Raw genomic sequence first — 13,184 nt, 5'->3', positions numbered from 1 at the left:
CCCAGTGTCTCCACGATCGGCGCCCGCGGCCAGGCGCGCCCGCCCGGGCGGCTACGGCGACCCGGCCGTCCCGTGCGGGGCACCGAGGGCGAGCACCGCCTCCACCGTGTCGGCCTCCCGCGCCGTCTTGTCCTCCCGGTAGCGCACCACCCGGGCGAACCGCAGGGTCACCCCGGCCGGGTACCGGGTCGACCGCTGGAGCCCGTCGAAGGCGATCTCCACCACCAACTCGGGCCGCACCCGCACCAGGTGTCCGTCGTCGCTCACGGCGAGCCCCCGCAGCCGTTCGGTCTGCCAGGCCAGCACGGCGTCGGTGAGCCCCTTGAACGTCTTGCCCAGCATGGCGAAGGTCCCGTCCGGGCGGCGCGCCCCCAGGTGCAGGTTGGACAGGGTGCCGGTGCGCCTGCCGTGCCCCCACTCGGCGGCCAGCACCACCAGGTCCAGGGTGTGCACGGGCTTCACCTTCCACCAGGAGGCACCCCGCCGACCCGCGCTGTACGGGGCGGCCAGCGACTTCACCACCACGCCCTCGTGCCCCCGCGCGAGCGCCGCCGCGAAGAACGCCTCCGCCGCGTCCCGGGCGGCTCCCGCATCGGCGCCCGGGTCCACCACCGTGCGGCGGACCCGGGCCTCGGCGGGCACCAGACGGGCCAACTCCGCGTGCCGCCGCTCCAGCGGCAGGTCCAACAGATCGCGGTCGTCCACCACCAGGACGTCGAAGAACACCGGGGTCAGCGGGACCGAGCGGGCCGCGGACGCCACGTCGGACCGTGCGCCCACCCGGCCCGCCGTCTCCTGGAAGGCCCGTGGCCGGCCCGCGTCGTCCAGGGCGATCAACTCGCCGTCCAGGACGCACCGCTCACCGGGAAGCTCCCGCACCCGGGCGACGAGTTCGGGGAGCCGCGGAGTGATCTCGTCCAGCGTCCGGGTGAAGACCCGCACCCGCTCGCCGTCCCGGTGCACCTGGATCCGGATGCCGTCCAGCTTCTCCTCCACCGCGCACGGGCCCGCGACCCGGTCGACCGCCTCCCCCGCCGAGGGCGCACTCGCCGCCAGCATCGGCCGCACCGGCCGCCCCACCGCCACCCGGAACGACGCCAGCGCGGCGGGTCCTTCGGCGAGCAGCACCCGGGCCACCTCCGGCAGCGAACCGGCGAGCATCACGGCCCGGCGCACCTCCTCCGCCGGTGCCCCGGCCGCCCGGGCCAGGGCCTCGCCGGCGAGGGCGTCGAGGGCGCCCTGCCGCACCTCGCCCGTCAACACGGCGCGCAGGAAGTCCTGTTCCGGTGCGGTCGCCGCTGCGAAGAGTGCGGTGACCTGCCGGGCCCGTGCGGCGCGCGCGCCGGGCCCGGACACCCCGGCCAGGGAGGTCAGCGCCGCATCCACGTCCCGCACGGTCAGGGACGCCGTGACGGCGGGCTCCACCGGATGCCGCAGCAGGCTCCACCCCACCCCGATCCGGCCCTGCGGCAACCGCCCCGAGAGGTGGCCGATGACCACCGGAACGTCCGCGGGCCCCGCCTGAGCGAACAACTCCGCGAGCAGCGCGACCTTGCGGGACCGGGCCGAGACCGCCGCGACCTCCCGCGAGGCCTGGGCCAGCCGGGCGAACAGCATGCGGCCATCCTCCGACCGGCGCCCGCCGCACGCCAGTCGGGGCCCGGGGAGCGCCCGGCCCGGCTACCAGTCGCCGTCCGCGACGGGTCGGCCGGGGCGCGGATCGCCGAGCGGGTGGACCTGCGGGGGCGCCGGCGGCTGCCAGGGGGCCTGGTCGTCGCCGAGCCAGTCACCGACCGGCCGGACCGCGCCGAGCGCGTCCGAGGGCGTCAGATCGACCCCGTCCTCGTCGTAGTGGTCGAACCAGGGCAGCCCGGCAGCGGTGTACGCGGCCCGGTCCACCGGGGAGGGCGGCGGTGCCTCCCCGGTGATCCGCTGCCATAGGGACGCCGGCACCAGATGGACGAAGGTCCGCGCCGCGGGGCGGGACGCCCAGTCCGACGGCGGCCGGTCGTCCCGGAACACCTGCTGGCGCATCGACCCGCCGACCCCGACCCCCATGGCGGCGGCCGGCGTGCCCCGCATCGACGCGGCCCGGGCCGCGGGGGCCGCTCCGGGAGCCGGCGGTGCGCCGCCCGCGGCGCCGCCGAACGCCATCGGGGGTGCCTCCCGCCACGCCCGCCGCCACGTCCGCCGGGCCTGCTCACCGAGCCCGAACGCCTGGAGTTGGACGCCGCCCACCGTCTCCTCGCCGGTCACCTGGCCCTCGACCGTGGCCCCCGATCCCATCGGCACGGCCACGAACTGACGGACCGTGCCCCGACCGGAATTGATGCCGTCCAACCAGGGCTGCCGCGGCAGCACCAGGTAGTTCTGCGGGCTCCGGTCCAAGCGGTCGCTCCAGGGCTGCCCGGACACCGCGCACACCTTGCCCACCCCGACCTGGAGGGCCGAGGGCTCCACCGTGCCGGAGAAGCTGAGCCACATCGCCTCGCGCAGGTGCACCGGGAGCATCACCCCGCCCTTGGCCAGCCACGCGGCCGGCACCGCCTCGGAGTGGTCCTCGACGCGGCGGAGGGGGAAGTGGCCCAACCCGGGCGGCAGCGGATGGGTGCCCTGCTCGGGCAGCCGCAGGGTGCGGACGAACCGCACCCGGACCCCTCCCAACACCAGTGCGTCCCCGTCGATCCGGGCGGTGCTCGTGCCCACGCCGGCTCCCTCCTGCTCGTTCGCCCCGTCCGCTGCGGTGGACGGGGTCCCCGCGGGTACCACGAACGGGCGGCGCGCCCGGTTCCGCCCGCGTCGGTGGGGCCACGGCCTCAGCGGTACGTGCCGCGCCCGTCTTTGAACCGGCCGACCTGCATCCGCTCGCCGTCGGGCAGCTCCGGTTTCAGGTCGACCTGGACCTGATGGGTCACCTGACGGTCCACCGCGCCCCCCAACTCGGCGGTCACCACGCCGATGCGGACACCGCCGCCGGCGGTGCCCGAACGGTGGATCTGGACGGTGAAGGTCAGGTTCACGTTCTCCACGGTGAAGCCGACTTCCTGGCCGCGGGCCTGCGCCCGGGCCTCCTCCAGTTCGCCACGGATCTGGCGGATGACCTCGGCTAGTCCCACGAACCCCAGTTCTTCCGCCAACTCTGGTTCCTCCCAGGCTTGTTGATTCTTTTCGACAACAAGTATGCGGCAGTGGGAGGCGCCCGTATAGTGTCGATATGGCTGCTGGCGGGGGAGTCCGGGCCGCCTCGTTGATGGAGACGCCCAGGTGGGCGGTTCGGCTCCGGAGGGCGAACGGCGACATCGTGGGGACCGGCATTCTGCTGAGCCCGGACCGGGTCCTGACCTGCGCTCACGTGGTGGATTCGGCGAACGGGCCGATCACCGCGGAGTTCGTCGGCGCGGCGGCGCCCGACGTTCCCTCGGTCCCGGCGCGGGTGGACGAGGGCGCCTACGTGCAGGAGGACCGGGACCTCGACGGCGATCCCGGTGGCGACCTGGCGTTGCTGGAGTTGGAACGGCCCAGACCGGCGGCGGACGCGGTGCGGCTGCACCGGCTCTCCTCCCGCCGCGAGGTGCGGATGTACGGCTTCCCCCGCGGACACAACGGCGGCATCTGGTTCCGGGCCCTGGCCGTCGGCGGCTGCGGCCGCGACGGACAGGTCCAACTCGCCCCGACCGTCCCCGGCGAGGTGGCCGGCCCCGGATTCAGCGGCGCCGGGGTCGCGGACGGCACGACCGGTGAGGTCTTCGGCATGGTGCTGAACCGCCACCGGGACGGGCACTGCTTCATGGCCCCGGCCGAGACCATCGTCAGGCACCTGCCCCAGGTCCAGGCGTTCACGGTGGGCCCGACCGCGGTCGACGACCGGCTCAGGTCCACCGGCGACGACGTCTCGGCGGACCTGCTGGACGAGCCGTTCGCCCAACGCCTCGCCGAGTGGCTGCGCGACGACGGGCGACAGGTGAAGATCAGCGTGGTCGGCCCCGACGACCGGGCCCGGGCCGCCACCCTGCGCCGTGCCGTCTCCCTCGCCGACCGGGAGCGCCCGGCCGCAGCCGCGGCCCGTTCCTCCTGGGGACCGCCCGCCACGGTCCCCTCGATCGGCGGCTACGACCTGGCGGTGGACGCCGCCGGACTGGAGTGCGCCGAGATCGCCGGACGGATCGCCGGCCGCCTGGGACTGCCCCCGTGCCCGGAGGGCTCCGTCAGCGCGGCGCTGCGGGCCGCCCGCAGCACCCTGGACCTCGTGGTCGTCGGCGTGGACGAGGCGGTGGACCCGCCGGACCTCCTCGACCTGCTGGAGGTGCTGCGCGCCGGCGGCAGCCGGTTGCTGCTGGTCTTCCGCACGGCCGGCGTCCCGTACCTCCGGGCCCGGGAGGAACTGGTCGTCCGGCCCGCGCGGGAGCGCCGGGCACGACTCGTCGAGCGGCTGGAGGAGGTCACCGGCCCGCTCGCCCGCGCCCTGCACCAGCGACGGGCCGAGGTGCTGCCCCACGGCCTCCGGTCGGTCGACGCCTACCTGGTGGCCGCCCACGCGGCCCTCGCCGACCTCACCCGGACCCCGGACGACCCGGCCCGGCTCCCGGACCTGGCCCGCTACGAGCGGCTGGCCGAACGGGCCGCCGCCGGGCTGAGCGCGTACGCCGAACGCCTCGACCTGCTCCGGGAACGCTGCGACGAACTCGGAGGACGCCTCCGCGGCTACCGCGTGCTGCACCAGCACGCGGCCCAGGGCGTGGAGGACCCCGCGGTGGACGCCCTCTACCTGCGGGCGCACGCCCTGCTCCAGACCAGGCCCTGCGACCTCCGGGAGGCCGAGGCCGCCGTCGCCGCCTACACGCACCGGGTGGACGGCACCGACGCGTCCGCCCGGGACCGGGGCGGGGCGCCCCGGTGAACGGCGGCGCGCCCTGCGCCAGATCCGGGTGCCGCGGCGGGCACCTGATGGTGACCGGGTTCTGCGACACCTGCCACCGCCGACCCGCCGCTCCCCGAGGGCGGGGCGCCCCTGAAGCCCCGGCTCCCCGGCGACCCCGGCAGCCCCCGCACCACCCGCAGCCCTCGCGGGCCGCCCCGGCTCCGGCCGGCGGCGCCCTGGACCGCGACGGCCTGCCGGTGCTGCCCCGGTTGGACCCGCCCGGCGTGTCGGAGGCGGCCGACACCACCGCCCGGCGGCACACCGGTGGCCGGCGGTGCGGCGTGGACAACTGCGTCGGCACCATCGGGGTCTCCTACGACCAGGACCCGGCCCCGGACCGCGGATTCTGCCCGCAGTGCGGTACGGAGTACTCGTTCCGGCCGAAGCTGCGGCCGGGCGACCTGGTCGGCGGCCACTACGAGGTGCTCGGGTACCTCGCGGTGGGCGGCCACGGCTGGATCTACCTGGCCGGGGACACCCGGGTGCCGGGTCTCCACGTGGTGCTGAAGGGACTGATCAACAACGGCGACGCGGCGGCCCGCCGGGCCGCCGTCGAGGAGCGCCGTTCCCTCACCACGCTGCACCACCCCGACATCGTCCGCATCATCACCCACGTGTGGCACCGGGGACCCGGGGACCGCGAGGACACCGGCTACATCGTGATGGAGTACGTCGGCGGGCGGTCGCTCGCCTGGCTCAGGGACGCCTCGGCCGGGGAGGTGGCCCGGGTGCTCGGCGGGCCCCTGGAGTTCGGGCACCTCGTCACCTACGGCTGCATGATCATCGGGGCCCTGGAGTACCTCCACGACCAGGGCCTGCTGTACTGCGACATGAAGCCCGAGAACGTCATCCACTACGGACGGCGGATCAAGGTCATCGACCTCGGGGCCGTCCGCCGGCTCGGGGACCGCACCTCCACCCTGACGTACACGCACGGCTACCCGCCCGACCGCAAGGAGCTGGACGAGCGCGGTTTCCACGTCGACAGCGACCTGTTCACCGTGGCCAGGACCCTCAGCTCCCTCGCCGCGCGCGCCACCCCGCCCGTCGGCCTCGCCGCCCGCTCCTTCGACGTGCTGATCCGTCGGGCCACCCACCCGGACCCGGGGGCCCGCTTCGGTTCGGCCGCCGAGATGTCCCGGCAACTGTGGGAGGTGCTGCGCGAGCACCTGGCGTTGAGCGGCCACGAAGCGTACCCGGAGAGGTCGACCCGGTTCGAGCCGAGCGCGGTGCTCCTGGGCGCCGACCTCGGCACCGCACCGGAGCTGGGCCACTGGACCCGCCGCCCCCCGTCCCGACTCCCCGAACTGCCCGTCGCGGCACCGGAACCCCGCCGGGCGGCAGCGGCGCTGCCCGTACCCCTGCCCGACCCCGCGGACGAGGCCGCCGCCCTGCTCGACGGTCTCGCCGCCGACACCCCGGACCGGATCGTGGACCGGGCCCGGAGTGACCCGCGGCTGGCCACCGCGGAAGCGGCGCTGTGGCTCTGCCGCGCCTATCTGAGCGTCGAACGGACGGATCAGGCCGCCTGGTGGGTGCGCACGGCCCGGGAGCGCAGCCGCGACTACGACTGGCGGATCTTCTGGCACCGCGGACTCGTCCATCTGACGCGCGGCGAAGTCCGGGCCGCCGAAGGCGAGTTCACCGCCGTCTACCACGCGCTTCCGGGCGAGTGGGCGCCCAAGTTGGCCCTCGGGTACTGCGCGGAGTTCCAGGAGGACACCGGCACCCCGGGCACCGGACCGGGCGGCCCGGGACAGCGGGTCGTCACCGCTGCCGAGTACTACGAGGCGGTCCGCCGACGGGACCCGGCCCAGGGCAGCGCGGTCTTCGGCCTGGCCCGCATCCATCTGCGCCGGGGCGAGCGGAGCCGCGCCCGCGCCGTCCTCGACGAGGTGCCGATGACCGCACGCCACTACGACGCCGCGCGCCTGGCGACGGTCCGGCTGCTGGTCGGCCGGCTGCCGGACGGGTCCGGGCCCGGTGCCGCGGAGCTGACGGAGGCCGACCGGAGGCTGGAGGGGCTGACCCTGGCGGAGGGAACGCGCCGGCGGCTCGTCACCGAACTGCGGGAGCAGGCCGTCGCCGCCCGCCCTCCCGCCGGATGGGGCGCCGACTTCCCCGCCGGTGACCGGTTCGGGCCCGAGGACACCCCGGCCGCCCTGGCCGCCGGACTGTTCCGCTCGTTGCGGGAACTGGCCGACCAGGCGGGCAGCGCGGCCGAGCGCGGTGCCCTGCTGGACCGTGCCTACGCGGTACTCCCCGAACCCTGGGGCCCGCGCCGCCGACGACGCGCTGCGCGCGGGCGAGACGGGCCGGCCCCGGCCCCGGCGGACCGGGGGACCCGTGCGGCCCCGGAGGAGCACGACGACCCGTGAGGACGAGGAGTGTGGTGCCAGTGGACCCCGGAGCGCCCCCGGCGACCGAGCGACCCTCCGTGCGGTTGGCGGTCGACCAGTGGAAGTACCTGTCCGCGACGGAGCCCCACCCCCGGATGCACGTCATCCTCAGCGTCCAGGTCACCGGGACCGGGGGCGATCGGCGCACCCCGCTGCTGGCCCAGGTGCTGGTCGTGGACTGCTCCGGTTCGATGTCGCAGGAGAAGATGCACGCCGCCCAACGGGCGACCGCGGCGGCGATCAGGAAGCTTCCCGACGGCGCCCCCTTCGCGGTGGTCCGGGGCGACGGGGACGCCACCGTGGTCTACCCGGACACCGGGGGCACGGCCCGCGCCGACGACCGCAGCCGCAGGGCCGCGGAACGCGCGGTGCGCCGACTGGTCGCCGGCGGCACCACCTGCATCGGTGCCTGGCTGGACCTGTCCCGTCGGCTCCTGGCCGAGCAGGACGCGCCCATCGGCCACGTCCTGCTGCTCACCGACGGCAAGAACCAGGACGGCGACCGGATGCCGCTGGCAGAGGTACTGGAGGGCTGCGCGGGGCGGTTCGTCTGCGATGCCTGGGGCATCGGCGACGGCTGGGACGGGCGGGAACTGCTGCGCATCACCAGCCGGCTGCACGGCAGTGCCTCGGCCGTCCGCGAGGAGGCGTCCCTGCCGGCGGCGTACGAGGAGCTGATGGACCGTCTGCTCGCCAAGACCGTGCCCCGGCTGGACGTCCTGGTGACCCCGATGACCGGGACCGTCGTGCGGTACCTCAAACAGGTCCACCCCACCGAGGCGTGGCTGCACCCCGAGGGCGGGTCCCACCGGTTCGTGACCCGGGCCTGGGGCGACGAGACCCGCCGCTACCAGCTGTGCCTGGACGTCGACCCCGCGGGCCGACCCCGACGCGAGGACCTCCAACTCGCCGTGGTCGCCCTCGACGCGCCCGGCGTCACCGGGCTGCTCCTGCCGCAGCCGCAGCCCTGCGAGGTGCACTGGACCGAGGACGCCTCGCTCTCCGCGCACACCGACGCCCACGTGGCCCACTTCGAGCAGCACCAGCAGCTCGGCGAGGCGGTCGCCGCCGCGACCGACGCACACCGCCGCGGGCAGCCGGACCGGGCGGCCGAGCACCTCGGCCGCGCGGTCCAGATCGCCGAGGCCATGGGCGCCCGCACCCTCCTGCGGAGGCTGTCCGAACTGGTGGACCCGGGCGCCCCGGCGGGGCCGGTCCGGTTGCGCCCCGGGGTGACGACCGCCGACTTCGAGCACCTGATCACCGCGAGCAGCCGCAGCACCTTCGGACCTCCCTCCGCCGGGGCCACCGCCGTCCCGCAGCTCACCACCGCGGCCCGTACGACCTGCGTCGACTGTGCCCGCCCGGCACCGGCCACCGCGCGGTTCTGCCCCTCGTGCGGCCATCGCTTCCCGGAGCAACGACCATGAGCACCACCGGCCGGGAACTCGTCCGCGGACTGCGGCTGTTGCTGGCGCTCGGCGTCATCACCACCTTGGTCCTCCTCTTCGCCTACCGGGGGGTCCACGACGACACGGTGCCGCTCGCCTCGTCGAGCGCGCCCGGTGTGCTCGCCGTCGACACCGCGCACCACGCGCTCCGCGCGGCGCACCGGGCGATCCGCGACGGCGGGCCGCGGGGCGACCTGAGCTCCGAGTTCCACACCCAGGTCTCCGTCGCCCACCAGAGCCTGGCGGTGGCTGCCTCGAAGAACGTGCTCGGCGTGGCGGGCCGGCACGACCTCCAGACGGTCACGGGCCTGATCTCCGTCTACTCCCACTGGGTGGAGCGGTGGGGCAAGGAGGAGCACGGGGCACTGGGCACCGCGTACCTGCACTACGCGGAACAGGTGCTCGGCTCCCGCCCCGTCCCCGCGGGCGGGGACGTGATGAGCCGTCTCGCGGCCCTGCGCCAGGGACAACTCGACGAGGCGGAGCGCCAGGCCGCGTTCACCCGGCCGCTGCGGCTCGGCTGGGGCGCCGTCGCGGTGCTGTACTGCGCACTGCTCCTCGTGCTCCTGCGCACCCAGAGGTTCCACCGCCGCCGCTTCCGGCGCGCCGTGCAGCCGCAACTGCTCGTCGCCACGGCCCTGTGCGCCCTCGGCGTCCCGGCGCTCGGCTGGATCACCCTGTCCGCGCAGCGGGCGACGGCCGCGGCACTGGAGGAGATCCGGGTCCCCGCGGGGCGCCCGGACGGGGTGCCGCTCGCCGCCGACCGGGTGCAGGACCTCCTGGCGGGGGCGGACCGCTGGCAGTCGCTCTCCGCCGGGGTGTTGTTCGCCGGGGGCGCGGTGGTGGCGCTCGCGGTGTGGGCGCTCTGGCCGCGGATCGCCGAGTACCGGTGGAAGGGGCCCCGATGAGAAGACCCCGCCCGCGCACGCTCGGCATCCTGTGCGCCTGTCTCGCCCTGCTGGGCCCGGCCGTGGTCGCCGAGGTGCGCGGGGCGGTCGGCTGGCGGGGGTCGGTGACGTTGCTCGCCGGTTGGAGCGGTGAGGAGCGCGAGCAGTTCGAGGAGCACGTCGTCGAACCGTTCGAGAGGACCCACCGGATCGACGTCGTCTACCAGGGCAGTTCCGCGTTGAGTCAGGTCCTCGCCGCCGACATGGCGGCCGGCAACCCGCCGGACGTGGTGATCCTGCCCGGGCCGGGCGAACTGCTGAGCTACGCCCTGGACGGCAGGCTCCACCCGGTGGACGACTTGTTCGACGCCGGACACTACGACGACATCTGGGTGCCCGAGGTGAGCGTGCCGGGCCGCCCGGGCCGCCACGCCTTCTGGCTACCGGTCAAGATCGGCCTGAAGAGCATGGTGTGGTACGCGGGCGAGCGGCCCGCCGCGGGGGCGGCGGGCGACCGCGAACGGTGGTGCCTGGGCATGGAGTCCGGCGCGACCTCCGGTTGGCCCGGCACCGACTGGGTCGAGGACGTCCTGCTGCACCAGGCCGGCCCCCGCACCTACGAGAAGTGGGCGAGGGGGGAGCTGGACTGGACCGATCCCGCCGTGCGCAGGGCGTGGACGACCTGGGGCGAACTGGTCGGTGCCGGGGAGGAGCACGTCCGGCCGGCGCTGACGACCGCGTTCGGGAAGGAGTGCCCGGCCGGGAACCCGGAGCACCAGGGGGCCTTCCGCACCGACCACTGGCGACGCAAGGGCGGTGACTTCGTCCACTTCTCCGAGGTGCTCGGCGGGGCCGGCCCCCGCACCAGGGCGTGGAGCGTCTCCGGCGACCTCGCCGCCCTGGTGAACCCGACCGAGGAGGGCCGGCAGCTGATCCGCTACCTCGCCGACCCCGACACCGCGCTGCCCGAGCACCGGGCGAACGAGGAGGCGGCGCCGGAGGGCGACCGGGACGCCACCCGACGGAGGATCGCGGGCATCCTGCGCGGCGCACGGGGCCAGCCCCGCTGCTGGGACGCCTCCGACACGATGTCCCGCGCCCTGCGGGACGCCTTCCACCTGGCGGTCCTGCGTCACCTCGTCGACCCCGCGGAGCTCGACGTCCAACTCAGGCGACTGCAAAGGCTCCAGCAGTTGAGCGGCGGGCACGACCTGCCGGTGTGCAGTCACGACTGACCGCGGCGCCCCGGGGCCGTTCGCCACCCACGGGGCCCCTGGGACCCGAGCGTCCCACCGTGCCCGATGGTGACCTCCGCGCGACCGTGCGTAACCGGTCACTTTCCTGCCCGCCCCGGACGGCGCGCACGTTCCTGGCCAGGGCGGGTATCAGTCAACTCTGCGCACGCCATGACCGTTTCCGGCTGCTTTCGTGGCTGGGCGGTGCACGGCCGTGTGAGCTGGTCCACACTGTTCCCCGTGGTGGGAAGCACTCCTGATGAGTCCACGAGCTTCGTCGGACGTACGTCCGAACTGGCCCGATTGGTCGATGCGTTCGCGGGGCACCGGATCGTGACCCTGACCGGCCCCGGCGGGGTCGGCAAGTCCCGGCTTGCCCTGCACGCCGTGACCACCGGAATCCTCGGCCCTCCCGAGGCGGTGGCCTGGGCGGACCTCTCCCCCCTCCAGGACGAGCGCCTGCTCGCGGCCACCGTCTCCGACGCCTCCGGGCTCGCGGACCACACGCCGCGGATGCCCGCCGACGCGCTGTGCGCCTGGCTGGCCGACAAGCGGATGCTGCTCGTCCTCGACTCCTGCGAACACCTGGTCGACGCCTGTCGGGACCTGGTGGGCGACCTCCTCACGGCCTGCCCCGGCATCACGGTCCTGGCGACCAGCCGTCAACCCATCGGCATCCCGGGCGAACTGCGCTTCGAGGTGGGTCCGCTGCCCCGCGACGGCGACGCGCTCACCCTGTTCGTGGAGCGGGCGCGGGCCGCCGTCCCGGGCATCCGACTGGACGGGCCCGGGGAGGTCGAGGCGGTCGCCGCGATCTGCCGACGCCTCGACGGCATCCCCCTGGCCCTGGAACTGGCCGGCGCCCAACTGCGCGAGGGCAGCGTCGGCGAGGTGGCCGAGCGCCTGCACACCGCGCTCTCCGTGCTGGGCACCGAGGAGCCCGTGCGCCCGGCGCGCCACCAGTCCCTGCGGACCGCCATCGGCTGGAGCCACGAACTGTGCGCCCCGCTCGAACGGCTGCTGTGGGCCCGGCTGTCGGTGCTGCGCGGGACCTTCGACGAGTCCGCCGCCCGCGCCGTGTGCGCCGGCGGCCCCCTGAACGCCGAGGCGGTCGCCCCCGCCCTCGCCGGCCTGGTCGCCAAGTCGGTGGTGTCCCGGCGGGGCAGCGGCTTCCGGATGCTGGACACCGTCCGCGAGTACGGGCGGATGTGGCTGGCCGAACTGGGCGAGGAGAAGGCCGCCGAGGACCGGCACGCCCGCGCCTTCCTCAACCTGGTGCGCCGCGCCGACGACGGGTGGTTGGGTCCGGGCCAGGCCGGCTGGTACCGCAGGCTGGCCGCCGCCCACCCGGACGTGTGCGCCGCCCTCGACCACCTGCTGGCCAACGATCCGCACGCGGCCACCGAGATGGCCTCCCGCGTCGGCTTCTTCTGGGCCTGCTGCGGCCACCTCCACGAGGCCCGCGGCTACCTGGAGTCCGTCCTCGCCCAGTACCGCGTGCCCGGTCCCACCCGGACCAGGGCCCAGTGGGCCCTCGGTTGCTGCGCCCTGCTCCAGGGCGAGCACGCGAAGGCGCAACTGCTGGGGGAGCGGTGCGCCGCGGAGGCGGACCGGGACGACGACCTGGAGGGCCGGCGCTCCGCCGCCTACCTGTTGGGCATCACGCACCTGCTGTCCGGCGAACCTGCCGCCGCGGAGCAGGTGGCAGACCGGGCCCTGGCGACCGCCCCGGACGGACCGTTCGCCTCCGCCTCGGTGCTCCGCTGCCACCTGGTGCGGATCTTCGCCCTGACCGGGGCGGGGAAGCTGGACCGGTCGGCGCGGGAGGCCGAACGCCTGCGCCGGGGGTGCGTGGCCCGCGGGGAGTACTGGGCCCGCAACTACACCTACTACCAACTGTCGTTGATCGCCCTCTTCCAGGACCGCCCCGGGGAGGCCGCGGAGTACGCCCGGGCGATGCTCGACGGCAAACGACGGCTCGGCGACAGCTTCGGCATCGCCCTCGGGCTCGACCTGCTCGCCGCCGCCCTGGCCGCGGGCGGGGAGAACGGCCCGGCCGCCCGCCTCGCGGGCACCGGTCTGGCGTTCTGGCGGGCCGTCGGTCACGCCCAGCGCGGCACCCCGGAACTGGGCCCCATCCGCGAGGAGTGCGAGCGCGCGGCCCGCGCCGCGCTGGGCGACGCGAGCTACGAGCGCGAGTTCCGCTCCGGCATCGAGGAGGACGCCTCGATGGCCCTGGCCCGCGTCGTCCGCGGGGCGGGCTGAGGCCGCCGTCGGGCCGGGCGCGCTCACGG

9 protein-coding genes are annotated in these 13,184 nt (G+C 75.5%); 6 read left to right on the top strand and 3 right to left on the bottom strand.

The window, feature by feature from the left end:
• Nucleotides 1-51 precede the first annotated feature (51 nt).
• The 3 genes from ABT092_RS17910 to ABT092_RS17900 form a co-directional block, all read right to left on the bottom strand.
• The gene (locus ABT092_RS17910; RefSeq protein WP_351244842.1) at nucleotides 52-1,617 is read right to left on the bottom strand and encodes an ATP-dependent DNA ligase; all 1,566 of its coding nucleotides are present in this window, start codon (nucleotides 1,615-1,617) and stop codon (nucleotides 52-54) included.
• A gap of 63 nt (nucleotides 1,618-1,680) precedes the next feature.
• Nucleotides 1,681-2,706: a hypothetical protein gene (locus tag ABT092_RS17905; protein WP_351244840.1), complete on the bottom strand. Its 1,026-nt coding sequence runs from the start codon at nucleotides 2,704-2,706 to the stop codon at nucleotides 1,681-1,683.
• A gap of 110 nt (nucleotides 2,707-2,816) precedes the next feature.
• Entirely contained in the window at nucleotides 2,817-3,137 is a 321-nt protein-coding gene (locus tag ABT092_RS17900; protein WP_351244838.1) for a trypco2 family protein, read from the bottom strand.
• 77 nt (nucleotides 3,138-3,214) lie between these two features.
• Between ABT092_RS17900 and ABT092_RS17895 the strand changes: the two genes are divergently transcribed.
• The 6 genes from ABT092_RS17895 to ABT092_RS17870 all read left to right on the top strand — a co-directional run bounded on the left by ABT092_RS17895 (nucleotide 3,215) and on the right by ABT092_RS17870 (nucleotide 13,155).
• The gene (locus ABT092_RS17895; RefSeq protein WP_351244836.1) at nucleotides 3,215-4,897 is read left to right on the top strand and encodes a trypsin-like peptidase domain-containing protein; all 1,683 of its coding nucleotides are present in this window, start codon (nucleotides 3,215-3,217) and stop codon (nucleotides 4,895-4,897) included.
• A gap of 47 nt (nucleotides 4,898-4,944) precedes the next feature.
• A complete protein-coding gene (locus tag ABT092_RS17890) occupies nucleotides 4,945-7,296 on the top strand; it encodes a tetratricopeptide repeat protein (RefSeq protein WP_351244834.1) in 2,352 nt (783 codons plus the stop codon).
• Nucleotides 7,297-7,310: 14 nt separating this feature from the next.
• Nucleotides 7,311-8,747 (top strand): vWA domain-containing protein, encoded by a 1,437-nt coding sequence (locus ABT092_RS17885; RefSeq protein WP_351244832.1) that lies wholly within the window; start codon nucleotides 7,311-7,313, stop codon nucleotides 8,745-8,747.
• Nucleotides 8,744-9,676, top strand: coding sequence for a GlnX family signal transduction membrane protein (locus ABT092_RS17880; RefSeq protein WP_351244830.1), 933 nt, complete (start codon nucleotides 8,744-8,746; stop codon nucleotides 9,674-9,676). The genes ABT092_RS17885 and ABT092_RS17880 overlap by 4 nt, the downstream gene beginning before the upstream one ends.
• Entirely contained in the window at nucleotides 9,673-10,890 is a 1,218-nt protein-coding gene (locus tag ABT092_RS17875) for an ABC transporter substrate-binding protein (protein WP_351244828.1), read from the top strand. The genes ABT092_RS17880 and ABT092_RS17875 overlap by 4 nt, the downstream gene beginning before the upstream one ends.
• 240 nt (nucleotides 10,891-11,130) lie before the next feature.
• Nucleotides 11,131-13,155 (top strand): ATP-binding protein, encoded by a 2,025-nt coding sequence (locus ABT092_RS17870; protein ID WP_351244826.1) that lies wholly within the window; start codon nucleotides 11,131-11,133, stop codon nucleotides 13,153-13,155.
• The last annotated feature ends 29 nt before the right edge of the window (nucleotides 13,156-13,184 follow it).

This window comes from Streptomyces sp. NPDC002490 (assembly GCF_040296045.1).
In the GTDB taxonomy this organism is placed as follows: domain Bacteria; phylum Actinomycetota; class Actinomycetes; order Streptomycetales; family Streptomycetaceae; genus Streptomyces.
The sequence above is the reverse complement of the archived record's forward strand: the minus strand, read 5'-3'. Positions and strand labels throughout refer to the sequence as shown.

What these genes read in the sequence shown, in the direction of transcription:
- ABT092_RS17875 (WP_351244828.1), top strand. Translation starts at nt 9,673, where the DNA reads ATGAGAAGACCCCGCCCGCGCACGCTCGGCATCCTGTGCGCCTGTCTC.
- ABT092_RS17880 (WP_351244830.1), top strand. Translation starts at nt 8,744, where the DNA reads ATGAGCACCACCGGCCGGGAACTCGTCCGCGGACTGCGGCTGTTGCTG.
- ABT092_RS17895 (WP_351244836.1), top strand. Translation starts at nt 3,215, where the DNA reads ATGGCTGCTGGCGGGGGAGTCCGGGCCGCCTCGTTGATGGAGACGCCC.
- ABT092_RS17890 (WP_351244834.1), top strand. Translation starts at nt 4,945, where the DNA reads ATGGTGACCGGGTTCTGCGACACCTGCCACCGCCGACCCGCCGCTCCC.
- ABT092_RS17910 (WP_351244842.1), bottom strand. Translation starts at nt 1,617, where the DNA reads ATGCTGTTCGCCCGGCTGGCCCAGGCCTCGCGGGAGGTCGCGGCGGTC.